We start from the raw sequence: 24,509 nt of genomic DNA on the forward strand, positions 1-24,509 counted from the left end.
AGGGCCAAAATCAGCCACGAAGAGACGATTTTGGGCTGAAAATTGGAAAATTGAGCCACAGGACGTCGATAAAGGACGGTTTGGGGCGTCATATCGGGAGCTGCGGACCACTTAATCGCAACTTCCTAAGAAAAAACTCAACGAATGGATACGTTACAAATCCCCGGGGTTCTTTATATCTGTCAGTATTTAGACACATTTATCTTAAGGATTTACTCAAGCGCATACCTCACAGGAACATACCGCCTGATACTTCAATACGTTGCGCATTCATCCAGCCCAGTTTGTCGCTGAGCAGTGCCGCAATGGCATCGCCGATATCGTCAGGCAGCCCCACCCGCCCCAGCGCCGTCTGGGACGCCAGCATCTGGTTGAGCTCCGCGTTGTCGCGCACGTGTCCGCCGCCAAAGTCGGTTTCTATCGCACCAGGCGCAATGATATTGACGGAGATGCCGCGCGCGCCCAGCTCTTTCGCCTGATAACGCGTCAACACTTCCATTGCTCCTTTCATCGCCGCGTAGGTCGCCGACCCCGGCTGGGTAAAACGGGCCAGCCCGCTGGAGACGTTGAGGATCCGTCCGCCGTCGCTAAGCAGCGGCAGCAGGCGCTGCGTCAGGAAGAAAGGTCCTTTGAAATGAATGTTCAGCGCCTCGTCAAACTGGGCTTCCGTCGTGTCGGTATAAGGCGCATATAAACCCGTCCCGGCATTGTTCAATAAATAGTCAAACGTTTCACGCTGCCAGACGCTCTTAAGGGTTTCCTGAAGCTGTTGGGCAAAATGCTCAAAGCTCGTGATATCCCCGACGTTGAGCTGCAATGCCGCCGCGTTGACGCCTGTTTCCTGAATTTCATGCACAACGTCCAGCGCTTCCTGCTGGCTGCGGTTGTAGGTCAGCACAATTCCCGTGCCGTCTGCCGCCAGCTTTAAGGCAGCGTTTTTACCCAAACCACGGCTACCACCCGTCACTAATGCGATACGTTCAGTCATCATAAACCTCGTTTTGGCTGTTATGGAGATTGAGTAAGAGCTTATTAGGTGATAGAAAATCAATAAAGATGAGTTAAAACGCTTCACTGTTTCAGCACAAACAACAATGAGCTACATCTATGGATAAAATTCACGCAATGCAGCTGTTTGTTCGCGTCGCGGAACTGGAGAGTTTTTCCCGCGCGGCAGAAACATTAACGTTGCCGAAAGGCAGCGTGTCACGGCAGATTCAGGCCCTCGAAAACCGGCTTGGCACCCAGCTATTGCACCGCACCACCCGCCGCGTCAGCCTGACGCAGGACGGTATGGTCTATTACGAACGGGCAAAAGATCTGCTGGCAAACCTCGATGAGCTGGACGGTATGTTTCTGCACGATCCCTCCAGCATCAGCGGACGGCTCCGCGTGGATATGCCCGTCGCCGTAGCTCGAAATTTAGTCATCCCCAAACTGCCTGCTTTTCTGCAGCATTATCCGGGCATCGAGCTGGAGCTCAGCAGCAGCGATCGTCTGGTGGATGTGATCCGCGAAGGGTTTGACTGCGTGGTACGCGTCGGCACGCTGAAAGATTCAGGGCTTATTGCCCGACCGTTGGGCAAGCTGTCGGTGATTAACTGCGCCAGCCCGGATTATCTGGCGCGTTTTGGCTACCCGGAAACGCTGGACGATTTAGGCTCGCACGCCGTCATTCACTACACCGCTACGCTGGGAACTCGCCCACAGGGCTTTGAGTTTTAGAACGGCAGTACGACGCAGTGGATAAAAACGGGAGGGGTGTTAACTGTTAACAGCACCGAAACTTACCAGGCTGCCTGCCTCGCCGGGCTGGGCATCATTCAGGTTCCGCGGGTTGGGGTGCGAGATTTACTGCGCGCGAAGAAACTGATTGAAATTCTCCCGCAATACCGGGCCGAACCAATGCCTGTCTCCCTGATTTATCCCCACCGGCGCAACCTCTCCCGCCGGGTACATCTGTTCATGGAGTGGCTGACCGAACTCACAAAAGCTTACGTGGACTAGTCGCAAGCTATAATTCAGTAACATCCAGCCAAACGAAAAGGAAAAGACGCGTGACGCCGGAAAATAACCCGCAACGACCCACCCAACATTTAGAGTATGAACCCATCAAGAAGATGGAGACCGAGCCGGAAGAGAGCAGGTCTCCAGGTACCGCCAGCAAAGCGCTGGGGACCGTCACCGGCATTATCGCCAGAATTCAGCAGTTTCCCATGATTGCGCATCTGATACGTGCGACCGAACGCTTTAATGACCGCATGGGAAACCAGTTTGGTGCCGCCATCACCTATTTTTCGTTCCTGTCGATGATCCCGATCCTGATGGTGTCGTTTGCGGCGGCCGGTTTTGTGCTCGCGTCGCACCCGACGCTGTTGCAGGATATCTTTAACAAAATCCTGAATAACGTCAGTGATCCAACCCTTGCCAGCACGCTCAAAAGCACCATCAATACCGCCGTCCAGCAGCGCACCACCGTCGGTATCGTCGGTTTGCTGATTGCCCTTTACTCCGGCGTTAACTGGATGGGCAACCTGCGCGAGGCCATTCGCGCCCAGTCGCGCGATGTCTGGGAGCGTAAGCCGCAGGATCAGGAGAAGATTTGGGTGAAGTATCTCCGCGACTTTGTTTCGCTGATTGGCCTGCTCGTCGCGCTCATCGTGACGCTGTCCATTACCTCCGTGGCGGGCTCGGCGCAGCAGATGATCATCTCCGCGCTCTACCTTGATTACATCGAATGGCTGAAGCCCGCCTGGCGCAGCATTGGGCTGGCCATTTCCATCTTCGCCAACTACCTGCTGTTCTTCTGGATCTTCTGGCGCTTGCCGCGCCATCGCCCGCGCAAGAAGGCGCTGATCAGAGGGACACTGATCGCGGCAATAGGCTTTGAGGTGATCAAAATCGTGATGACCTACACCCTGCCGTCGCTGGTGAAATCCCCTTCCGGCGCGGCGTTCGGCTCGGTGCTGGGGTTAATGGCGTTCTTCTACTTCTTTGCACGTTTAACCCTGTTCTGCGCCGCGTGGATCGCCACTGCCGAGTACAAAGACGACCCGCGAATGCCGGGCAAAACGCACCGTTAACCCCTCTCCCGGGCTGAAATTTCAGCCCGATTCATCATTTCAGCATATAAATCCAGTCCGTAACTTTTATTTAACCGAAAACCAGTTTTATTGCCTGATATTTAAAATCTGTGAAGCATTTCATAGACGTGTTTTGGCTGGCCTGAAAATTATCCGCTTTTTGTTGCTTTTATCACCAGGTCGCGGCTTTGTTACAGATTGAAATGTCGCTTTTGCTGTGCGTAATATGGCCTTTCGTTCGACAAAAATAAGAAAATATTATGCAAGCAACCGCCACCACACTCGACTCAGAAACGGAAAACGTTCCGGTAAATTCGCGAAATAAAGTTGTCGTCGCCTCGCTGATTGGCACCGCCATCGAGTTCTTCGACTTTTACATTTACGCCACCGCGGCGGTCATCGTCTTCCCGCACATTTTCTTCCCGCAGGGCGATCCGACGGCGGCCACGCTGCAGTCCCTGGCGACCTTTGCTATCGCGTTTGTTGCGCGTCCGATTGGCTCCGCGCTGTTTGGACACTTTGGCGATCGCATCGGACGCAAAGTGACGCTGGTGGCCTCGCTGCTGACGATGGGGATCTCCACCGTGGCCATCGGCCTGCTGCCGACGTATGAGACCATCGGCATTCTGGCGCCGGTCCTGCTGGCGCTGGCGCGTTTTGGTCAGGGTCTGGGACTGGGTGGTGAATGGGGTGGCGCGGCGCTGCTGGCCACCGAGAACGCCCCGGCGCGCAAGCGCGCGCTGTATGGTTCTTTCCCGCAGCTTGGCGCACCGATTGGCTTCTTCTTCGCCAACGGGACGTTCCTGCTGCTCTCCTGGCTGCTGACGGATGAACAGTTCATGAGCTGGGGCTGGCGTATCCCGTTTGTCTTCTCAGCCGTGCTGGTGCTGATTGGCCTGTACGTGCGAGTTTCTCTGCATGAGACCCCTGTTTTCGCAAAAGTGGCCGCGGCGAACAAGCAGGTGAAAGTGCCGCTGGGCACGCTGCTGACCAAGCACGTCCGTGTGACCATACTGGGCACGTTTATCATGCTGGCCACCTACACGCTGTTCTACATCATGACCGTTTACTCCATGACCTTCAGTACCGCCGCCGCGCCGGTTGGGCTGGGTCTGCCGCGTAACGAAGTGCTGTGGATGCTGATGATGGCGGTGATCGGGTTTGGCGTGATGGTTCCGATTGCGGGCCTGCTCGCGGATAAGTTCGGTCGTCGCGCAAGCATGATCACCATCACCACGCTGATCGTTCTGTTTGCTCTGTTCGTCTTCCCGCCGCTGCTGGGTTCAGGCAGCCCGGCGCTGGTGATGGCCTACCTGCTGATTGGCCTGAGCCTGATGGGGTTGACCTTCGGCCCGATGGGCGCGCTGCTGCCGGAGCTGTTCCCGACGGAAGTGCGTTATACCGGCGCGTCGTTCTCCTACAACGTCTCGTCTATTCTGGGCGCCTCCGTTGCGCCGTATATCGCCACCTGGCTGCAGGCAAACTACGGCCTGTTCTATGTGGGCGTTTATCTGGCGGCCATGGCGGCACTGACGCTGATTGCACTGCTGCTGACGCACGAGACGAAACACCAGGCTCTGTAAGCTAATGCCGGGTGGCGGCTACGCCTTACCCGGCCTACGATTCAAATGTAGGCCGGGTAAGCGCAGCGCCACCCGGCAAAAACAGGCCGCACCTTACTTCTTCATCTGTGACAAAATGGTCCGGCACTGATTCGCCTCGCCTTCTGACGGCGAAATCAACGCCAGCAGCGCTGCGGCGGGGGTAACCAGCGTCGCGAGGGCTGCGGCCACCGCGCCACGCGCAATCAGCGGTCCGGGCTTCACGCCCGCCTGCGGATTTTTGAAGGTTCCGCGCACGTAAAGCGGCGAGCGCAGGGTGATGATTCGGACACCCTTACTTTCCGGGTCAATCGTCAAATCAAGCTGCTCCGAGGCCATGCTGGCGGTACCGGTCACGTTAATCACCGCATTTTCCGTGTCGAAGGCAAAAATCTGCGGACGTGCCACGCCGTTAACCAGATCCAGATTGGCCGCCGCGCAGTTCACCCGCACCTCATCATCACCGAAGATTTGCCCGATGATATAGTTCCCGACGTTCAGGCCCAGGATTTCCATCAGGTTGCGGCTCACCAGCCCGTCGTTCATCAGCAGCTTCAGGTTGCCATTACCGCTGCCCAGCAGCGCCGCCACGGAGTTCCCCACGCCGCGAATGTCGGCATCGCCGTTCATTTCACCGAGGGTTTTCTGCATCAGCTCCACGTTGGGCATCAGTTCTTTCAGCTTGAGCCTGCGGGCCTGAATTTCGGCTCGCCCCTGCATTGGCTTTTTATCGCCTTCGAGGTGAATGTTGGAGGAAATCGTCCCGCCCGCCATGCCAAACTTCAGCGGCTGCAGGCGCAGATCGGCGTTTTTGAGGATGATATGCGTCGACAGATCGCTCAACGGCAACGTGCTGCCATGCTCAATCTTACGCCCTTTGAAGCGCACATCCGCATCCATCACGTTCCACTTATCGGTTTCAAAGCGATCGTAAGGCAGCACTTTTCCCGCAGGTTGAATGTCCTTTTTCACCTCTTTTGACTTCGTACCTTTACCGGAATCCACGCCGATCAGCGGGCCGAGATCGGCCAGACGCAGCTGGCGGGACTCAACGTCCCCTTCAAGCTTCGGTCTCGGTTTTCCGGTGGTGTAGGTCAGCGAGCCGTGGATATCGCTGTCGCCGATGCGGCCGTTAAAATCACGGTAGTCAAAAACCGACGATTTTTCGCTGTCGATTTTGGCGACCAGATGCCCGTCCGTTTCGAACGGCGGGGTATCCGGCAGCAGCACGCCGGTCAGCTCATACAGCTCGCCCAGCGAATCACCGGCAAATTTAAGCTGAAGATCGACGCCGCCCATGTTCATCGGGTCGTTAACCGTTCCCACGAACGCCACGCGGGTGTTACCGGAGCGGAAGTCCGCCTGCACCGGGAACGGCGTGCCTTCGCTCCGGAGCGCCAGCATGCCGCCTATTTTCCCTTTACCGGTGAGCGGCTGGTCGTTGTAGCGTCCTTTTGCCGTCAGGCCGAAGACATAGTCGCCCACGCTTGCCGTGTCACCTTTGGCTTTCGTCCCCGTGACCTCGCTAAACGGCAGCGGCTTACCCAGCGGATCGACCAGGATCTCCACGTCGGCCTTGCTGACCTTATCGTCGATGGCGATCCGCCCGCGATCGAAGAGAATATTGTCGAGACGGAATGACCAGGAGGAAGGCTGGGCATTCGGATCCTTTTCGCCATCGCTGGCAAGGTTGAACGTCCAGTTGTTGTTTTTTTCAGAGAGGCGGATCAGGCGCGCGTCGGGCTGCTGAAGTTTGATCCACGGCAGATAGACCGTTTTGGTCAGCAACGCGAGCGGGGCCAGCGTGGCCTCAACGCGCGGCAGGTGGATCATGGTGACGTCCGGGATATCCGGCGGGTTACCGAGAATGATGTCGTCGGCGTGGACGTGCGGCCAGGGGATCCAGCTTCGCCAGCCGGGCTCCTCTTTCTGACGCTCCCACACGACCCCTAAATCACCGCGTATGGCGAAGGGGCGGTTTAGTTCGGTTGAGACTTTCTGGTTGATGGTCGGCTTAAGACGGTTCCAGTCAAACGTCGCGATAATGATGGCGACGACCACGATCAACAACAAGAAAATCCCTGCTGTCCAGGAGATTACCCTGGTTGTTCTTGTCATTTTTATCCCCTTTCCTGATGACCTGTCCTGTAAAACTATAGTCCAGACAAAGGGAAGCGGGCTTATCAGAGGGTTGTTATCACGCTATCGAGGCGATCCATGGGTACCGGTCGGGAGAGGAAATAGCCTTGCGCCGCCGCGGCAGGCGAGCTTTGCACATCACGCCACTCTTCCAGCGTTTCCACACCTTCAACAATCACGCCCTGGCAATAGCGGTTCATCAGCTGTAATAACAGCGTAAACAGGTTCCGCCCTTCCGGGGTCTGACGCAGCATAATGAACAGATCGCGGGCCACTTTAATGTAGTCATAACGTACTTCACTCAGAGCCGAAAAGTTCGCCATGCCGGTGCCAAAGTCATCCAGCCACAGCGGGCCGTATTCGCATATGGAGGCAAACGAGGAGTCCTGCGGCAGGCGGACATGCTCCACCAGCTCAAAGCGCACCCACGGCAGGGTGGCGATCAGCGCCTGCAATTTCGCGTTCTGACGCAGCGCCAGCAGAGTGGGGCCATCGACATTCACTGAAGCGAGGATATCGTGCTGTTCGAAAAAGGGCTGCTTCGTTGCCAGCATACGGAGCTGCTCTTCCAGCACGTCAAGACGCTGGCGAACGGCCACTTCGGCAAAATAGCGATCCGGTGCGATACGCTGGGAAGGGTTTGAGGGATGCGTCACGACGGTCAAAATTTCAATGGCCATCAGTCGACCGTCTGTTCGGTATATCGGCTGATAGGTATACGCACGCTCACATTGCAGCCAGTAGCGATGCTCCTGCAAGTTCTCAATACTTGCCTCAGGCGTGGTGCTCAGCCGCTGGATAACCTGCTCTGACTTCATTTCAGATGTCCTGTTGTTGGGATGGCCTTTCTGGACTCGTCACAGGATTATCGGCGCGACAATTGAGAACTTTATGTTCAATTCACCGGGAAAATGAAATTAAGATGACAGAAATGCGCAGGAACACGCGCTGGCTCAAATAAAATAATGGAACGTTGTTTTAATATAGTTGACCTGTTAATTCACTCAGCGCACACTGCTGATCATTCTTCTGTTCAGGTTCACGATTATGTCTAAAAAAATTGCCGTGATTGGCGAATGCATGATTGAGCTGTCACAAAAAGGCGCGGAAGTGAGCCGCGGATTTGGTGGCGATACGTTAAACACCTCCGTTTATATTGCCCGCCAGGTTGCGCCTGAGGCGCTCACCGTGAACTACGTTACCGCTCTGGGGACGGACAGCTTCAGCCAGCAGATGCTTGAGGCCTGGCAAAGTGAACATATTGATACCTCGCTGATCCAGCGTATGGAAAACCGCCTGCCGGGTTTGTATTACATTGAGACCGACGACACCGGCGAACGCACGTTTTATTACTGGCGTAACGAAGCCGCGGCCAAATTCTGGCTGGAGAGCGAGGATGCCGCGGCCATCTGCGAAGCGCTGTCGACCTTCGACTATCTCTATCTGAGCGGGATCAGCCTGGCGATCCTGAGCCCCACCAGCCGTGAAAAGCTGCTCTCGCTGCTGCGCGAATGCCGTGCCAACGGCGGCAAGGTCATTTTCGATAACAACTACCGCCCGCGCCTGTGGGCCAGCCGTGAAGAGACGCAGCAGGTCTATCAGCAGATGCTGCAATGCACCGACATCGCCTTCCTGACGCTCGACGATGAAGACGCCCTCTGGGGGGCGAAACCGGTAGAGGACGTGATTGCACGCACGCAAGCGGCTGGCGTGAGCGAAGTGGTGATTAAGCGCGGTGCGGAGTCGTGCCTGGTCGCGATTACGGGTGAAGCGGTGGTTGAGGTTCCGGCGGTGAAGCTTGCCAAAGAGAAAGTGATTGATACCACGGCGGCGGGTGATTCATTCAGCGCGGGCTATCTGGCAGTACGCCTGACGGGCGGAACGCCGGAAGCGGCGGCACAGCGTGGACATCTGACGGCCAGCACGGTGATTCAGTATCGCGGGGCGATTATTCCGCGTGAGGCGATGCCTGTTTAAGTAGGGTGCGGGCTGATGCCCGCACCCTAACCCTCTCCCACAGGGAGAGGGAATGTCTACGTCTTACTGCCCTTGCGGGATATCCGTCGCGTCCGGGTGTAAATCATCAGCCGTCGCGGCCTGCGTCGGCTGCGGCGCGGTCGCCATGATGGAATCCCAGGTCTTCTGAAGTTCCTTCATGTCATATTCCGGTTCGCCCTTCGGCTGCAGAAGGATCAACGCCATCTCCTGCGACAGCTGCTGACGGAGATCCTGGTTGAGCATTTCGACGGTCAGACCGTTCAGGAAATCCTGACGAAGCTTCTGGTACTGTTCCGGCGCAATATCCACCACCTGATTCTGCAGGGAACGAATACGCTGGCTGATCAGAATATCGGTATCGGCGCGCGCGTAGGTCGCAAACAGCTTCTGCAGCTCGAGTTTTTTCTGTGCCACAAGCGCGTTGAATTCCTCTTCGGAAAGCCCCTCTTTACGCACTTTTGCCAACTCTTTCGCGACGACACCCAGATTGGCATTCAGCTTATCGCCCGGTGATTCAACGTTAATGGCGCATTGCGCACGCTGGAACAGCACGCGGCAGTCAAAGCCAAGACCGATATTCTTCACGTTATTCTTACTGAGCGTCTGCTGAACGTGCCAGAACAGCGCTTCACGCGCCAGGTCGGCACGCCAGTATCGCAACAGCGCCGCGGACTCACGGATGGGCTGCCAGGCGTTATCCCACATCACGGAGAGTCGGTCCTGACGCACGGTGTCCGTCATAATGCTGACAGGCTCTGCACGCAGCGGGGAGAGTGTCGGAACAGGGGCAGGCGATTCACGCTTGCCTTTCAGATCGCCAAACGCTTTGTTGATCTGCTCCACCACCGCGCGGCTGTCCACGTTACCCACCACGATCAGCGTCATCGCGTCCGGGGTGTACCACTTCTGGTAGAACGATTTCACCTGTTCGGCGTCCACCGGCTGTTTTAGCGGCTCGGCAGGGTCATGTCCCAGCAACGTCGAGCCTTTCAGGCGGTAACGCCACCAGCCCTCTTTGGTATCACCAGGCCAGGTCGCCACCATGTCGCTGTTGCTCAACGCATAGTTGACGGTGTCCGGCGTAATTGCCAGATTGCCGGAGGCATCGGAGAGATACGTCAGGGCTTCTTTAAGCAGATCGTTGCGGTTATTAGGCAGGCTCAGGTTAAACATGGTGTAGTCATACGAGACCACAGCCGGAGGAAGCGGGCGTTTCGGATCGATGGCCTGTTGCCAGAGCGAACGCACCTGAACCGCTTGCAGGCTGCCGCTCTGCGTGAGCGCCAGCCGGGGAATAAAGTGGCTGAAACCGGTTTGCTGGGTGCTTTCCGTGAGGGAACCGGTATTAACAGACAGACGGATTTCAATACGGTCACTGGGACGTTGCGGCGTGGCTAACACCTGCCACTGAAAACCGTTCGCTAGTGTCCCTTGTTGCCAGGCCGGGTCTGGCTGGAGCGCATCTGCCTGCACATAACTGGCTGCTGCCATCATCAGCAAACCGCCGGTTAAGAGTCGAATTTTTGTGCCCTGCATGTGAACCCCTGATCAACATTCCTGGTTAAAAAAGAGTGCCTCGCGACGCGCTTCACTCTTAAAGATGACGATGAAAACACGTCGATTAGACCGCGCGTTCGGCAAAACGTCACGGTCCGAAGTGAAATATACCCAAAAAAAATCTTGTCGAATTATGACAGGTATGAACAGTTATTATGCGCAGGAGCCCGCATCCCCACAAGGGAATACGGGCATTTGTGACAAGATTAAGAGGATAAGCCAGGATTTTTGCTGTCAGTTGAACGATTATTCAGAGTATCGTCGAGCTTTTTGTGATCCAGCTCTTTCACCCATTTCGCGACCACTACCGTTGCCACGCCGTTACCCACCAGGTTGGTTAACGCACGCGCCTCTGACATAAAGCGGTCAATACCCAGAATCAAGGCCAGGCCCGCCACTGGCAGGTGCCCCACTGCAGAGATAGTGGCAGCCAGCACGATAAAGCCGCTGCCCGTTACGCCCGCCGCGCCTTTAGAGGAGAGCAGGAGCACCACCAGCAGGGTGATCTGATGGAAAATATCCATATGGCTGTTGGTCGCCTGTGCGATAAACACCGCCGCCATCGTCAGGTATATCGAGGTGCCGTCCAGGTTGAAGGAGTAGCCCGTCGGGATCACCAGCCCCACCACCGATTTACGACACCCGAGTTTCTCCATCTTATCGAGCATGCGCGGCAGCGCCGATTCTGACGAGGAGGTTCCCAGAACAATCAGCAGCTCTTCGCGGATGTAACGGATAAATTTGAAGATGCTGAAACCGGTCGCGCGGGCGATGGAGCCCAGCACCACCACCACGAAAAGAATACAGGTGATATAGAAACAGATAATCAGCTGACCCAACTGGACCAGCGTACCGACGCCATACTTACCGATGGTGAAGGCCATCGCACCGAAGGCACCGATAGGCGCCAGGCGCATGATCATATTGATGATGCCGAAGATGACCTGCGAGAAGCTTTCGATCACGTTAAAGATCAGCTGGCCTTTGCTGCCCAGACGGTGCAGGGCGAAGCCAAACATCACGGCGAACAGCAGCACCTGGAGGATGTTTCCGCTGGCGAACGCGCCAATGACGCTGCCAGGAATGACGTCCAGCAGGAAGGCCACCACGCCCTGATCCTTCGCCTGCTCGGCATAGACCGCAACCGCTTTGGCATCCAGCGTCGAGGGATCGACGTTCATCCCCGCACCTGGCTGCACCACGTTAACGATGACCAGACCAATAATCAGCGCAAGGGTACTGACCACTTCAAAATAGAGAAGCGCCACTGCACCGGTACGGCCAACCGCCTTCATGCTTTCCATGCCAGCGATGCCCGTGACGACCGTACAGAAGATCACCGGCGCGATGACCATTTTAATGAGCTTAACGAACGCGTCGCCAAGCGGTTTCATTTGCGCGCCCAGTTCAGGGTAATAGTGACCCAGCAGAATACCGATGGCGATGGCTGTCAGGACCTGGAAATAAAGACTTTTGAAGAGTGAGGTTTTCATAGGGTGTCCTTGGGAAGAAAAACCACAGGCTTTGTAAGGTTATGGTTAACCTGCGGCTTTAAAATAACACCCGCATAACAGGACAGAAATAAACTCAGTTCAAATTTGAAACACAAATGTTAAGAAATTTGAGCTGGCTCGCACAAGCCAGCAACAAAATTACACTTTTGCGTTATTGTCAGCACCAGAAAGGTATCGTTCTTCAAAGACATCCGAAGGCACTGCGGGGGCAAACAGGAAACCCTGCCCGCTCTCAACGCCCGCCTCTGCCAGCCAGGCGCGTTGCGCGTCGGTTTCAATTCCCTCGGCAATAAGGTGCAGGTTGAGGCTGCGCGCCATCTGGATAATCGCCTGCACCATGCTGCTGTCGTCCGGCAGACCGTCGACAAACGCTTTGTCAATTTTCAGCACATCCACCGGAAGCGTCTTCATGTGCTGAAGCTGGCGCAGCCCGGCGTAGCCCATGCCAAAATCGTCCAGGGCAATGCGAATGCCGGCATTACGCAGCGGCTTAAGAATCGCGACCGCCTCATTGGGGTCGTCAATGCGTCGACTCTCCGTCACTTCCAGGGTCAAGGTATCCGGTTTGATGCGATAACGATGGATCAGCTCCAGCATCTCAGAAACCATGGTCGGGTGCATAAGCTGCATGGCAGACAAATTGACCGACAGCGGCAGCGTTACGCCGCGCTCCTGCCAGGCGGCAAGCTGACGACAGGACTCTTCGAGCACCCAGTAGCCGACGGTGACCATCAGGCCGCAGGACTCGATGCGCTCAATCAGCCCTTCCGGCAGCTCCCATGTGCCATCCGGCTGCTGCAGACGCAGCAGGGCCTCGGCGCTTTTTACCTCTCCCGTCCGCAGATCCACCTGCGGCTGCAGCCAGAGGGCAAACTGGCGGTTATCCAGCGCGGTCAGGATGTCACTCTCTTCCGTCAGGCGCTGCTGCGCCTTTTCCATCTGCGCCGGGTCGAAGAACTGGATTTGGTTTTTCCCTTTGCGCCGGGCGGTAAAGGCCGCCGAGAAGGCGCGGCGATAAAGCTGTTCCGCGGTCAGGTCGCCATAGAACATGGCAATCCCGATACTGGCGCTCGGGCGAAGCTGGATACCCTGAATCGGCAGCCGCTCATTAATGACAGTGAGTACTTGCTGACCTAACGTGATCGCATGCCAAGGTTCTTTTACGCCGTTGGCAATCACCACCAGGTCGTAACCGCTGACCTGGGTCAGCACCATGCGCGGGGCAAGGACAGATTTGATCTTTTCCACCAGGGTGAGCAGCAGCATCTCTCGCTGGCTCTCCTGAAGCACGCCAGCCGTGTCCTGCAGGGTTTCACAGGCAATGACCATCAGCGCGGTGGTTTGCTGGCGCTCAACGGTTTGCTCCAGCATCGCCATCAGGAACGCTTTATTGGGAAGCTCCGATACCGGAAAACGGGTGGCGCTACTGTTCATCTCATCCTGCTGACGCTGGATGCGCTGCTGGTTGAGGTTGTAGCTGCGCACCAGCATGCCGATCTCATCGTCATGATGCAGACGCGGCAGCTCAAGCTGGTGTCCCATCTGATCCTGCGGCGCAAGCGTGTTCAGCTCGCGGGCGATACGGCGCAGGGGATGGACAATCAGCCGGTTAATGCACCAGGTCAGCGCCACGCTGAGAATAAGCGTCATAAGTAAGCAAGTGGTCACTAACGTAACCACCCAACTCATGACGAATTTATACATGCGGTAGGAGTCTGCCTGTAACACCAGGTAGGCCAGAGGCTGTGGATTCGCAGGGCGCTCAAGCGAATAAACGGGTAGCGAAATTTGCACCGGCAGCTCAAACAGGCGCATCACCATCATCGGGACGGGACGCTCCGGGATAAAGCTCATCCGCAGCGCCTGAAACTGATTGGGTAGCACGACGTCCGCCCGGCTCACAACACCGGCCGGCTGAATACGTTTCAGAATGGTTTCCGCTTCGGGGATATCCCCTTTCAGGATGGAGGCAGACAGCGGGCCGCGTACCGAGCGGGCGATACTTTCTAATTGCGAAGCCGTGTTATAGCGATTCTGCTGTACGGAATGAAACAGCAAAATTACGCAGAAGAGCAGGACAAACAGCATGGTGACGGCAGAGACCATCGCCATCTGTTTGATTGTTAAGGAACGGCTGACACGCAAAATGACTCTCCACAAAACTCGAAGCGCAGGGCGCGCCAGGGTGTAAACCTGGCGCGCCTGAGTATACCCGATTGCTGCGCTGTTAAGAGAGACTTACAAATGGATTAAGGAAAATCCGATTACCAGTCCGCGTAAGGGATGAGCGGTTGCGGCGGTAAGTCCATATCGCCCTGCCAGCCTGCAGCAGAGTAGCGCACATAGATCAGCGCATGGCTTGGGGTATAGTCTTTCGCTTCCTGAATGTCCACGCCCATGCCAACAAACCAGTTGGACGTAACCCGGCGCTCAATAATGGCCCGCGCGGTATAACCCGTGCCTGAGGAGCTGCTGCCGGTTTCCATCGCGCCCCGATCGGTATAGCGGTCTGGCTCATCGGTCGGGATCAGATTCTGGATCGGGTAGCGCAGTTCGTCTTTGGTTTTGGAGTGAGACCAGGAGACCGAGCCCCCCAGCTCCCAGGACCAGTTTTCCGTGCGCTTACGCCAGGTCACCGGCAAGGCGAAGGAGACATACTCCTGCGGGCTGTAATAGCCGCCCTGACCCAGGGTATAACCGCTCAGGTCTTTGTCGTAGTGCCAGAGCATGTTGGAGACGCCGACCGTCAGGCGCTCATTGTTTTTATTAATGAGCTTGTAGTAGTAACCCGTCATCCAGCGGACGCGCCAGTTATCCTCCACATTTTTACCCGTCAGCGTTTCCGCGTTCAGGCTTGACCAGACGCCGTTCGCTTCCCCTTTGTCATAGCTGATGCTCACGCCGCCACCGGTCGCGCGTACGCCGCCCCAGGTGGTGCCGGTGTTGGTGTCTTTTTGCCCGCCGAAGGCCAGCAGAGAGCTGGAGATTGGCCGACGATGGGCGTTAACGGTATAGCCGATGGGCCCCAGATCGCTGCTGTAGCTGATGCCGCCCACCACGTCGACGACGTCAAAGCCCATCGGCGTGGTGCCAATATCCATCGCCCAGGTTTTATTCTGCCAGCCGACAGCGACGCTTGCGCCATTGTCTGACTGATGGGTGTTACCGCTACACGGCGTTTCGTAGCAGGTTCCCCATTTAGGGTCGTAAGTCCCGTTCCTGGTATCAAATGATCCGACGTCCATATTGACCAGATCGCTTCTGAAGAACATGCGCCCGTCAGAGAGAGGCGCATCCACCTGCAGCATGGTGGTATGCGCTTTCAGATCGGAATAGCCGCCCGTGCCGCTGGAGCCCCAGTAATCGTGCTGCAGCGTGACGTTAACATCCTGCTGGCGGTACAACTCACCGGCATCACTGCGCACGCCGCGCTTCAGCCAGTCGTCTTTTTCATCGTTACGCGTTAGACGGGTGAAACTGTCGTTATCAGCCGGACGCGTCGTGGTGATACCCGTCGATACCATCGCATCTTTATAGGTTTCCAGCGCCTGCTGAGGCTGCCCGTTCTGCGCCTGGAAACGCGCGGCATCACGCAGCACCAGCGCGTTTTCCATTGATCCGGGCTGCGATTTAGCCTGCGGAATGATTTTACTGAAGGTCTGTTCTGCCGCGGCGGAATCACCCAGCCCCGCCTGCGCCATCGCGATGCGGCGCTGCATATTGAGCGACAGCGGCTGGCCGTTCTGCGCGGCGGGCAGCTTCGCCAGCTCCGCGCGCGCGGCATCTTTGTTACCCTGGGCGCTGTAAATCTCGGTCAGGCCGAGGATCGCGTCTTCGTTCTGCGGCTCACGCTGCAGGACGGCGTTGTACGTCGTTTTCGCGGAGTTCAGATCGCCACGCTGCTGTGCCCAGTCCGCCAGCGTCAGGTCGATGCGGGTGGAGGTTGGCTGCTGGCGAAGAAGATTCTCCGCCTCCTGCTCTTTACCGCTGTCCCGCAGGCGGTTGGCGGTTTCCAGCACCTGATTGCTTTGCAGGCGGTCGGCAAGTTCCTGAATATTGCTGTTCCACTGGCTGCGCGGCAGCGTGTCCAGATGCGCCAGCGCGGCACGGTCCTGATCGTTTCCGGAAAGATAGAGCCCGCTGGCATAGACCTGATCCGGGTCGGACGGTTTCTGGCGGGCAAGCTGACGCATCAGGGTGTCCGCCTGGCTGCGCTGACCCGCGCTGTAGAGATCGCGCGACAGACGATAGGTTATCCACACGTCGCCAGGAGAGAGCGCCAGACGACGACGCTGGATTTCTGCTGCCTGGGCGTATTTCCCCTGATTTTCCAGCTGTTCGGCCTGGGCGGAGAGCTGCTCGTTGGTCAGACTACGCTCGATATCATCAATGCTCCGACGCTGGCTGGCGGAGAGCGACTGGATAAACTGCGAGGCTTTCTCCGGGGACTGCGCGCGGTAAATATTGGCCAGGCCGCGAACCGCGTTGCTGTTGCCGCTGTCCATTCGCAGCGCCTGACGGTAATAACGCTCCGCCGCGTCGTTATCTTTACGCGCCGCGGCGGCGTCGCCCAGCCCCAGCACCGCGTAGCTGTCGGTATTGTCGATGTTACGCGCCTGCTGATAGTAACGCTCTGCCTGCGCCGGGTTATTCGCCTTCAGCGCCGCATCGCCCTGCTGGATCAGCAGCCAGTAGCGGTTAACCTTCAGAAGACTATCCCACTTACCCCGATTATCGCTCTGGGGATCGAGGGCAATCGCCTTTTCAAATTGTGCCACCGCGCGGGCGCGGTCGCCCTTCTGGGAATACGCCTGCCCCAGGGCCCCTACCGCTTCACTGTCGGCATGGTTGGCGCTGACGGCTTTTTGCAGCTCGGCCACCGCCTTACTGCCCTGCCCGGCATCCACCGCCGCGAGCCCTTCCGCTTTCGCGCGGAACGCCGGATCGGCGAGCTGTTTTTGCTGCGCTTCAAGCTGGGCACGCGCCGCAGCGACGCTATCCCCGTCGCTGAATACGCTCAGATATTTTTGCAGCGCGCTGACGCTGGCGCTGCTGGCAGGCTGGTCTTTGATTTGGTCATACCACATATCAGACGCCTGGCTGCGGCCATTGGTGGATTTGGCCATCTCCTGCAGTACCGCAAAGCCTTCATCACGTCGTCCGCTCTGGAACAGAAGCTGGGCCAGCGTTGTCTGCAGCTGCGTATTCCCGGGGCTGCTGCTGTTAATTTTTTTCAGCTGGTTAATGGCCGCACCGCGGCGAGCGGGATCTTTCGCCACGACGTTCCAGTATTCCGTCGCCACGTCGCCACCCGGCGGGTTGCCGTCAAACAGCTTGTCATAGGCGGCAATCGCTTCCTGCGTGTGCCCCGTAGTGGCGAGCAGTCGCGCCTGCTGGAGCTGCTGTCGGCCATCCGGAGTAGAAAGCAGCATGGTGTTGCGTGAGGACTGGTAAGCGCTCGAACCCGGGGCGATCCCTTTCAGACGATCCAGCTCTTTTTGCGCGCCGGCGTTATCGCCCTGACGCAGCAGGTAGCGAAAGCGCGCGGCAATGACGTCAGGGTTGTTGGGGTCAATCAGCTCAAGGCGATAGAGCGACTGACGAACCAAATCCTCACGCTGTGTCGATTCGCCCAGCCTGACCTGCTCCAGCAGCTGTTTCTGCTGCGGAGAGTTGGCGGCCTGTGCCCACGGCATAAGCGCCAGGCCAAGCGATAAACTGAGTAGATTTACTGTGAACTTGCGCATTCCTGGCCCCAATCCGGTATTAATTCACCTTTTGCGGTGAAGCGAAAACGATGCTGATCCCATCCTTGCCCAAAAAGCGTCAGCACATAGCTGTAATAGGCATTGTTATCGGGAAAATGGTCTGCAACGCGCTGGCGTTGAACCGCCTGGACATCACGTTGTTGTAAAAACGGCAGCATAGCGGCAGAGAACCCGACCGGGCCGTCACCGGTACGTTTCCCCGTCGCCACATCCACTTTCTCCGGCGGCACACCCCGTTTTATGGTCTTTGCCGCCATCGGCTGGAAGCGCGTCAGGAGCCGGGCTTTCTGAGGATCTTTATCACTCATCATGCCCACCCAGAGATACACGCGGATGGCGTCGTAGCCGCCCACCAGCGCTTTCTCCTGCTGTAACCGCCAGCCTTTGTTTTTCTGATACTGCACCCAGTCCGGCGAAAAACCTTTCGGCGCACTCTCAAGCAGCAGGCGCAGGTTAGTTTCACGAAGCTGGGTCCACGGGGAACCAAAGCGCGTGAAATAAGCCGCTAGATGCGGAGGAAGATAGCTGGGGTTAAAACGCCAGGCGTTCTCATCGGCAAAACCGACTTTACCAGGAAGCAGCATTGCGCCGAGCCCCGGGACGTTGACCACTTCCTCGCTGACAATGCGTTTCAGCAGCGCCTTACCCGTGCGGGTATAGTCCCGATCTTTCCACAGCCGACCCGCTTCGAGCAGTGACCAGGCGATCCAGACATCGGCATCAGAGGCGGAGTTGGTATCAATCACCGCCCAGGCGTCTTTATCTTTCTGACCCCATAGCCAGGCAGGCAGATGGGCGTTGAGATCGCCGCTGGCGAGATTATCGCGCGTCCACGTCAGCAGCAGGTCAAAGGCTTTGCGATCGTTCGCCGCCAGGGCAAAGAACAGGGCGTAGCTTTGCCCTTCCGAGGTCGTAATTTTGCGCGTGTCACTGGGATCAATGACGCGCCCGCCTTCACTGATGTAGTCCTTTTTAAACTGCTCCCAGGCAGGCCAGGTACAGGCGGCGCGAAGAGGAAGCGCCGCCAGCATCACCGCTGCTAATACACACCAGCGAAAGGCTTTCATCACATCTTACTCATCCGGGTTCAGACGACGACGGCTGATGATTCGCAGCAGACGCCACAGCACCCATGCCAGCAAGACCACGCTGACCGCAGCCAGGATAGCGAGCAGAACCGGATGGTTAGCCAGCGCATACCACAGGCGTTCGAACCACGGCAGATGGCCCACGTAGTACACATCCCCCACGCGCAGGCTATTGACGCCGGACTCACGGATCACCGACACGGAACCAAACATCGCGGCACGTTTACCGCTGTCGTTCATGGCCGTATTGAGCAGTTCATACCCGCGCGGGCTGTCCGCGAGGAGAGCCACCACGCTGCGCTGTTCGTTGTAAGGCGACTGGAAGCCCACCACCGCGGCCATCGCCCCCTGAGACGTTACCGTCGTCTGCGCGCTGGCCTGACGATCGTTCACATCCGGCATAATGCTCGGGAACTCGGTCTGTCGCAGCGGCGTATTAACCCAGGACTGGGCCGCTTTCACCAGCAGATCGATACGTTTGTCATCCTTCAGCTTATCCGGGATGGTCCCGATCACCATGATGTCAGCATCTTTGTTCTGAATCTGGCTGCCATCGTCCGTCAACGTGACGTTAATGGCCGGTAATCCTGTTTGTCCTCCAACGGTCGCCATGGTGTCGAGCAGGGTCGTAACCTGACCTTCGTTTGGCGCTTTTGGCATTACCACAATGGACTCAGAGAGATCGGCCATACGGCTGAACGGGAAGCCCGCGTTAGCAAAGGCGCGCAGGTCCGGCATCGCCAGGAAGTGATAGTACTTCGAGAAGTCGATGGTCGACTCATCGCCAATCACCACGTGGTTCTGTACCGGCTGGAAGGTGATGCAGTTTTCCGCCGAGCCGCCAGGCATTGGGTTCATGTACTGGAAATCAAAGCGCAGCTGGTTTATCGCACCCAGCTTCAGTGCCGGAATAGAAACATCCGTTTTACCGTCCAGCAGCCCCTGCAGCACCGGCAGGCGAAGCATCAGGCGGTTCGTATCCTGCGTGCTTTGCAGGCTGAAGGATTGCAGGAACTGGTTGTTCAGGCTGATATCCATGCGCGAGCTGTCTTTAGTGGCTGGCGCGGTATAGCGGTAGTTCAGATTGATATCAATGCCGTTGGTACGCAGCAGGTACAGATCCGGCGGCAGATTCAGCGACAGGCTAATCGGCGCTGGCTCAAGCCCCGTCGCCTGCAGCTGTTCTTCATAGGTTTTCAGCTCGCCAAAGGTGACCGCACGGTCGGTACGTACCCAGTTTGGCGCATCATAAGGTTTACGCGCCAGCAGCGGTTTGACCTCATCTATCACGACGCTGTTGCCGCGGAAAAGGACGTTGCCTTGGGCAATGGCTTTTGCTGCCTGAACCAGATCTTTATCATCACGACCAAAGACCACCAGCAGCTTCACGTACGGGTTTTCCGGGTGGCTTATCATCTCAACGGTCGGCGCGTTGACGTCCGGATGATCGCGCAGGAAGGCCGGACGTTTCGCATTGGTGGCAAACACAATGGCATTTCTGTCCGGCAGTTTGTCATACATCGCCGGGAAGCTCTGGCCGCGCCAGCCCGCACGTGAACCAAACCAGGAGGCCACAATGGTCGCCGCCAGCTGCTCGGTCACGTCCGGGGACGAGGCAAATACCATCGGCAGCGTGAGCGGACGGTTATCACGCGGATCGAAGAACGGAACCGGGAAGGCCGAGAGATCGTTTTTCAGCGCCAGCGACTGGTAGGTCATCTGCAGCGAGGAGTTACGCCCGACGTCCATCCACAGCGTGTTGCTGGCCGGGTTTTCGCAGACATCGCGGTAGTGGCCGACAAACTCCAGGCGGATACGGTTAAAGTCGGTGATGAACAGCGGGTTGATCGGCACCTGCGCCTGGGTTTTCTTGCCGAGCTGCTCTTTCGTGACCGGCAGAACGTCCATCAGCTCGTCATTCAGATAGACCTTCAGCTGAGACTGGGTCGGCAGCAGCGATGGCGACGGCGTGTATTCGAGATTCAGCACCGCATTAGAGACGACCTCGTCGCTGCGCATGCCAAATTCAATGCCGCCGTTAGGGTTGATGCCGCGCAGCACCATGCTGCCCGGAGGCGGCGCAATTTGCGCAAAGGTCAGCTTCACGTCACGCGACGGCGCATTGTCCGCAACGACGGGCGCATTCGCACCCCGGACGCCCGGCATCACCTGCCCGATGACCTGGCCGTCTGCCGGCAGGGTGTTCCCCTCCGTTGGCTGGTTCGGCATGATGTTTTCAGTTTGACCCGGTGCCGCGGTGACAACCGGATCGGTTGCTTGCGCGACGACAGGTACGGTTGGCGCAGGCGTTGCCGCTGCGTTACCCGGGGCTGCGTTAGCCATTGTTGCGGGGATCGCATTCATCCCCATTGCCACTGCACATAACCAGGAAAGTTTTGTTTTCATCGCGTTATCATCATTGTTGAGCCATAACCGGGTCCGCCTGCTTCGCCTCATCCCGCTCAGGACGACGAGGAATGAACGACACGACCCAGGAAACCAGCGAAGTAAGTGACCGGAAAATTAATTTCACCGACGACGGGGCAAATTCTGCAAGGTGACGATAGCCACGGAACCCCAGCTTCAGAATATCCAGCAGGCTTTCCAGAGGCTTATCCTCCGGGAAGCTGTCCTGCCAGAGAGCCCACGTATCCGCGCGGGCAAACGTACACTGCACAAAATCGATATGTTGCTTTTTGGTCAACGGCATCAGCTGCAGGCCGACTTCATTGCCCACCACGCGAACGACCTGCGTCGGGAAGACATACTCCTGCTGACCGCGCTTAAGCAGCAGGTTAACTTTCTGCCCTTCCAGCACCTTCGCCTGGCCGTTGATTTTGATCCCCAGACCGCCGTCAGAGAAGTCGTGCACGGTACAGGAGAAGAGATGGCCATCTTCACGGGCAATCGCCGCTGGCATGCAGATTTCCACGCGATGCGCGCGACGAACCTGTTTGCTCTCCACCGACACCGCCACCGCGCCGCCGAGGATAATCAGGTTGTAGAAGACCCACGCCATACTGACGAAGACGGTCAGGATTTCGTTTTCCGGACCGTAGAAGTAGCGCCAGATACCCGCAATGACGCCCACGATATTCAGCAGCACCAGGAAGATATACGGCCGGGAGATCACCCAGTCGACGTACTCCTCCTCCACCAGCCCGCCCTTCGCGGTGACGTTGAATTTCCCTTTGTGCGGGTTAATCAGCGCCACCATCGTCGGCGGCGCGATGTACCAGGCCAGCACCGTTTCGTAGATTTCACTCCAGAAGGAGTGGCGGTATTTACCCTGTATCTTCGAGTTCGTCAGGCTCGCGTGGATCATGTGCGGCAGAACAAACAGCGCAATCATCAGCGCGGGAGCGTAGATGATATAAGCATGAAGAAGCAGGAACGCCAGCGGCGCGGTCAGGAAGATCAGCCGCGGAATGCCGGACAAGAAGTGGAACATGGCATTGACGTAGCAAAGACGCTGCGCCAGCTTGAGTCCTTTCCCGATCAGAGGGTTATCGAGACGGAAAATCTGCACCATGCCGCGCGCCCAGCGAATACGCTGGCCAATGTGCGCCGACAGTGACTCGGTTGCCAGACCGGCCGCCTGCGGAATGCGCATATAGGCAGAGGTATAGCCACGACGGTGCAGGCGCAGAGAGGTGTGCGCATCTTCAGTGACCGTTTCGACGGCGATACCGCCAATTTCATCCAGCGGCTTACGGCGGATAACGGCGCATGAGCCGCAGAAGAAGGTGGCGTCCCACATGTCGTTTCCGTCCTGTACCAGGCCATAGAACAGCGTACCTTCGTTCGGGGTCTTACGGAAACGGCCAAGGTTACGTTCAAACGGGTCCGGCGAGAAGAAGTGGTGCGGCGTTTGCATCATCGCCAGCTCTTTCTCCTTCAGGAACCAGCCCATGGTCATCTGCAGGAACGAGCGCGTCGGCACGTGGTCGCAGTCAAAAATCGAAACAAACTCCCCGGTGGCATACTTCAACGCGTTGTTGATGTTCCCCGCCTTAGCGTGTTCGTGCGTCGGACGGGCGATGTACTCGACGCCAACCTCCTCCGCGAACTGGCGGAACGCCGGGCGGTTGCCGTCATCCAGGATCCAGACCTTGAGCTTGTCTTTCGGCCAGTCGATGCCCAGCGCGGCATAGATGGTGTTCTTCACCACGCTCAGGTCTTCGTTGTAGGTCGGCACGAAGAGATCGACGGTTGGCCACTGGGTCGTGTCCTTTGGCAACGGAACCGGCTGGCGGTTGAGCGGCCAGATCACCTGGAAATAGCCCAGCACCAGCACAATCCAGGCATAGGTTTCAGCAAACAGCAGCACCAGGCCGCACACCAGACTCACCGGGTCGTCCCAGTTCAGCGTCGAGGTATAACGCCACCAGATGTAGCGGCAGGAGACGGTCAGCGACAATACGATCAGCATCAGCGCCGAGAAGCGACCCGGAATTCGGCGCACCAGTAGCGCCACGCCCCACAGCAGGATCAGGAAAGTGAACTGCGCCAGAGGGTTGAAAGGCTGCGTAATACAGACCAGCGCCAGAATGAGCGAGAACACGACGATTACGCCGAGGATAAAACGCCGCAAGCCCGGGTGGAGATGCCCGAGCTCTTTATGGTTATCCAGATGGCTGGTCTTATCGCTTACGCTGTCGGGCAGTCTGTCCAGCCACTGATGATAGCGTTCACGTAACTGCTGCACGCGGGAGAAGCTCCGCCAGTGCGGCGTTTTTGTCTCCGCGCGGGATGAGGTCGCCACCAGCCAGATGGCCTGAATGAGATAGCGCGCCGGATCCAGTGGACGCGGTCGGTCAGGATTAATGTGCGGATATAGCTCGCTGTGCCGTGCACGTATGCGCTGCCAGCGCGGGTGTTCAAGCGGTATAAACATCCAGGCCAGAATCATCCAGAAACAGCCGAGCGCGGCGCTAAATGCCGACGCACCGTGACGGCGAAAATGCCGGTAATGTTCGCTCAAACGCGAACTGCCCGGTGGGATGAGTAACCAGCTGGCGAGACGACTCATACAGCACTCCCTGCATGCTCCGCCCTGTTGGCGAAGTTCAGCAGACACCAGTTAGCCAGCGTCAGGATCTCTTCTGCCGCCAGTGAATCGCTGCGGTATTCACCGAGCGGTTGCTTAGACGCAAGGCATTCCGCCATTCCCTCATCACGATGGATGACAATCGGAAGCAGGCGGCGCTGGCTTTGCAGCCAGACCTGATAGAGATCGTCCTGGATCTGGCTGCCAATGCGCAAATCGTTAATCAGGATATGGCCATTTTGAGGCAATCCTTGCTGGTGCAGGCGGATATGGCAGTTCGCATCGACGTTAACGATCGAGAGGACATGATCGCACTGGGCGATAAGCTGTCGTGTCAGCGTGCCGGCACCGTGCGGCAGATCCAGCAGGATCCACTTGTAGTGCCCCTTTTCCCTCAGGCTCTGCAGCGCCAGCGTGAATTGTGAAAACAGGCGCTGGTACGCGGCTTCATTCTCGCGTTCCGTGGTGGTCAGTTGACCAAACGGCAGCAGGTCAAGTAGGGAGGTATAGCGCATACCTGCATCCTGCCAGTCTTTATCGTCAAGCAGCGCGCGGGCCCAGCCCTCTTCGCGAGTAAAGTCGACGTTAAGGAAGTTGCGATTAAGTGGTCCGCAGCTCCCGATATGACGCCCCAAACCGTCCTTTATCGACGTCCTGTGGCTCAATTTTCCAATTTTCAGCCCAAAATCGTCTCTTCGTGGCTGATTTTGG

General features: G+C 57.4%; 14 protein-coding genes and 1 pseudogene. 4 read left to right on the plus strand and 11 right to left on the minus strand.

What is annotated here, in order from left to right; genetic code table 11:
* Positions 1-229: 229 nt before the first annotated feature.
* Complete coding sequence (locus ACOTXT_RS20165; protein ID WP_046092610.1) at positions 230-988, minus strand: SDR family NAD(P)-dependent oxidoreductase; 759 nt, start codon at positions 986-988, stop codon at positions 230-232.
* 119 nt (positions 989-1,107) lie between these two features.
* Here ACOTXT_RS20165 and ACOTXT_RS20170 point away from each other — a divergent pair.
* The 3 genes and pseudogenes from ACOTXT_RS20170 to ACOTXT_RS20180 all read left to right on the plus strand — a co-directional run bounded on the left by ACOTXT_RS20170 (position 1,108) and on the right by ACOTXT_RS20180 (position 4,666).
* Positions 1,108-2,007, plus strand: a pseudogene (locus tag ACOTXT_RS20170) (LysR family transcriptional regulator).
* A gap of 50 nt (positions 2,008-2,057) precedes the next feature.
* The gene (gene yhjD / locus ACOTXT_RS20175) at positions 2,058-3,083 is read left to right on the plus strand and encodes an inner membrane protein YhjD (protein ID WP_046092609.1); all 1,026 of its coding nucleotides are present in this window, start codon (positions 2,058-2,060) and stop codon (positions 3,081-3,083) included.
* Between the two features lie 260 nt (positions 3,084-3,343).
* Positions 3,344-4,666 (plus strand): MFS transporter, encoded by a 1,323-nt coding sequence (locus ACOTXT_RS20180; protein WP_063417844.1) that lies wholly within the window; start codon positions 3,344-3,346, stop codon positions 4,664-4,666.
* A 93-nt stretch (positions 4,667-4,759) separates the two neighbouring features.
* On the opposite strand, the gene ACOTXT_RS20185 is transcribed toward ACOTXT_RS20180, so the two are convergent.
* On the minus strand, positions 4,760-6,802 hold the full coding sequence (locus ACOTXT_RS20185; protein WP_046092608.1) for an AsmA family protein: 2,043 nt from the start codon (positions 6,800-6,802) through the stop codon (positions 4,760-4,762).
* 65 nt (positions 6,803-6,867) lie between these two features.
* On the minus strand, positions 6,868-7,641 hold the full coding sequence (gene pdeH, locus ACOTXT_RS20190; protein ID WP_021242143.1) for a cyclic-guanylate-specific phosphodiesterase: 774 nt from the start codon (positions 7,639-7,641) through the stop codon (positions 6,868-6,870).
* A 229-nt stretch (positions 7,642-7,870) separates the two neighbouring features.
* Between pdeH and ACOTXT_RS20195 the strand changes: the two genes are divergently transcribed.
* Positions 7,871-8,800: a sugar kinase gene (locus ACOTXT_RS20195; RefSeq protein ID WP_021242142.1), complete on the plus strand. Its 930-nt coding sequence runs from the start codon at positions 7,871-7,873 to the stop codon at positions 8,798-8,800.
* Positions 8,801-8,863: 63 nt separating this feature from the next.
* Here the strand turns inward: ACOTXT_RS20195 and ACOTXT_RS20200 are convergent, their stop codons facing one another.
* The 8 genes from ACOTXT_RS20200 to bcsQ all read right to left on the minus strand — a co-directional run bounded on the left by ACOTXT_RS20200 (position 8,864) and on the right by bcsQ (position 24,433).
* Positions 8,864-10,357, minus strand: a complete 1,494-nt coding sequence (locus tag ACOTXT_RS20200) for a M16 family metallopeptidase (protein WP_008503229.1) — start codon at positions 10,355-10,357, stop codon at positions 8,864-8,866.
* Positions 10,358-10,584: 227 nt separating this feature from the next.
* Complete coding sequence (locus tag ACOTXT_RS20205) at positions 10,585-11,871, minus strand: dicarboxylate/amino acid:cation symporter (RefSeq protein ID WP_021242141.1); 1,287 nt, start codon at positions 11,869-11,871, stop codon at positions 10,585-10,587.
* A 159-nt stretch (positions 11,872-12,030) separates the two neighbouring features.
* Positions 12,031-14,037 carry a biofilm formation regulator HmsP gene (gene hmsP / locus ACOTXT_RS20210; RefSeq protein ID WP_023294766.1) on the minus strand — a complete coding sequence of 669 codons (2,007 nt, stop codon included), beginning with the start codon at positions 14,035-14,037 and terminating at the stop codon, positions 12,031-12,033.
* Positions 14,038-14,156: 119 nt separating this feature from the next.
* Positions 14,157-17,639 (minus strand): cellulose synthase complex outer membrane protein BcsC, encoded by a 3,483-nt coding sequence (gene bcsC, locus ACOTXT_RS20215; protein ID WP_046092607.1) that lies wholly within the window; start codon positions 17,637-17,639, stop codon positions 14,157-14,159.
* Positions 17,621-18,727, minus strand: coding sequence for a cellulose synthase complex periplasmic endoglucanase BcsZ (gene bcsZ / locus ACOTXT_RS20220; protein ID WP_106105336.1), 1,107 nt, complete (start codon positions 18,725-18,727; stop codon positions 17,621-17,623). Before bcsZ ends, bcsC begins: the two co-directional genes overlap by 19 nt.
* A 6-nt stretch (positions 18,728-18,733) precedes the next feature.
* A complete protein-coding gene (gene bcsB / locus ACOTXT_RS20225; protein WP_045353332.1) occupies positions 18,734-21,154 on the minus strand; it encodes a cellulose biosynthesis cyclic di-GMP-binding regulatory protein BcsB in 2,421 nt (806 codons plus the stop codon).
* 10 nt (positions 21,155-21,164) lie between these two features.
* Positions 21,165-23,780, minus strand: a complete 2,616-nt coding sequence (bcsA, locus tag ACOTXT_RS20230; RefSeq protein WP_106105335.1) for a UDP-forming cellulose synthase catalytic subunit — start codon at positions 23,778-23,780, stop codon at positions 21,165-21,167.
* Complete coding sequence (gene bcsQ, locus ACOTXT_RS20235) at positions 23,777-24,433, minus strand: cellulose biosynthesis protein BcsQ (protein WP_421625423.1); 657 nt, start codon at positions 24,431-24,433, stop codon at positions 23,777-23,779. Before bcsQ ends, bcsA begins: the two co-directional genes overlap by 4 nt.
* Positions 24,434-24,509: the final 76 nt, after the last annotated feature.

Source organism: Enterobacter cloacae complex sp. IR5422 (assembly GCF_049238165.1).
Classification (GTDB): Bacteria; Pseudomonadota; Gammaproteobacteria; order Enterobacterales; family Enterobacteriaceae; genus Enterobacter; species Enterobacter roggenkampii.

Bases quoted from the DNA above. Each gene is read 5' to 3' on its own strand.
- ACOTXT_RS20165 (WP_046092610.1), bottom strand. From the start codon at position 988: ATGACTGAACGTATCGCATTAGTGACGGGTGGTAGCCGTGGTTTGGGT.
- ACOTXT_RS20180 (WP_063417844.1), top strand. From the start codon at position 3,344: ATGCAAGCAACCGCCACCACACTCGACTCAGAAACGGAAAACGTTCCG.
- ACOTXT_RS20185 (WP_046092608.1), bottom strand. From the start codon at position 6,802: ATGACAAGAACAACCAGGGTAATCTCCTGGACAGCAGGGATTTTCTTG.
- pdeH (WP_021242143.1), bottom strand. From the start codon at position 7,641: ATGAAGTCAGAGCAGGTTATCCAGCGGCTGAGCACCACGCCTGAGGCA.
- ACOTXT_RS20195 (WP_021242142.1), top strand. From the start codon at position 7,871: ATGTCTAAAAAAATTGCCGTGATTGGCGAATGCATGATTGAGCTGTCA.
- ACOTXT_RS20200 (WP_008503229.1), bottom strand. From the start codon at position 10,357: ATGCAGGGCACAAAAATTCGACTCTTAACCGGCGGTTTGCTGATGATG.
- ACOTXT_RS20205 (WP_021242141.1), bottom strand. From the start codon at position 11,871: ATGAAAACCTCACTCTTCAAAAGTCTTTATTTCCAGGTCCTGACAGCC.
- bcsC (WP_046092607.1), bottom strand. From the start codon at position 17,639: ATGCGCAAGTTCACAGTAAATCTACTCAGTTTATCGCTTGGCCTGGCG.
- bcsZ (WP_106105336.1), bottom strand. From the start codon at position 18,727: ATGAAAGCCTTTCGCTGGTGTGTATTAGCAGCGGTGATGCTGGCGGCG.
- bcsB (WP_045353332.1), bottom strand. From the start codon at position 21,154: ATGAAAACAAAACTTTCCTGGTTATGTGCAGTGGCAATGGGGATGAAT.
- bcsA (WP_106105335.1), bottom strand. From the start codon at position 23,780: ATGAGTCGTCTCGCCAGCTGGTTACTCATCCCACCGGGCAGTTCGCGT.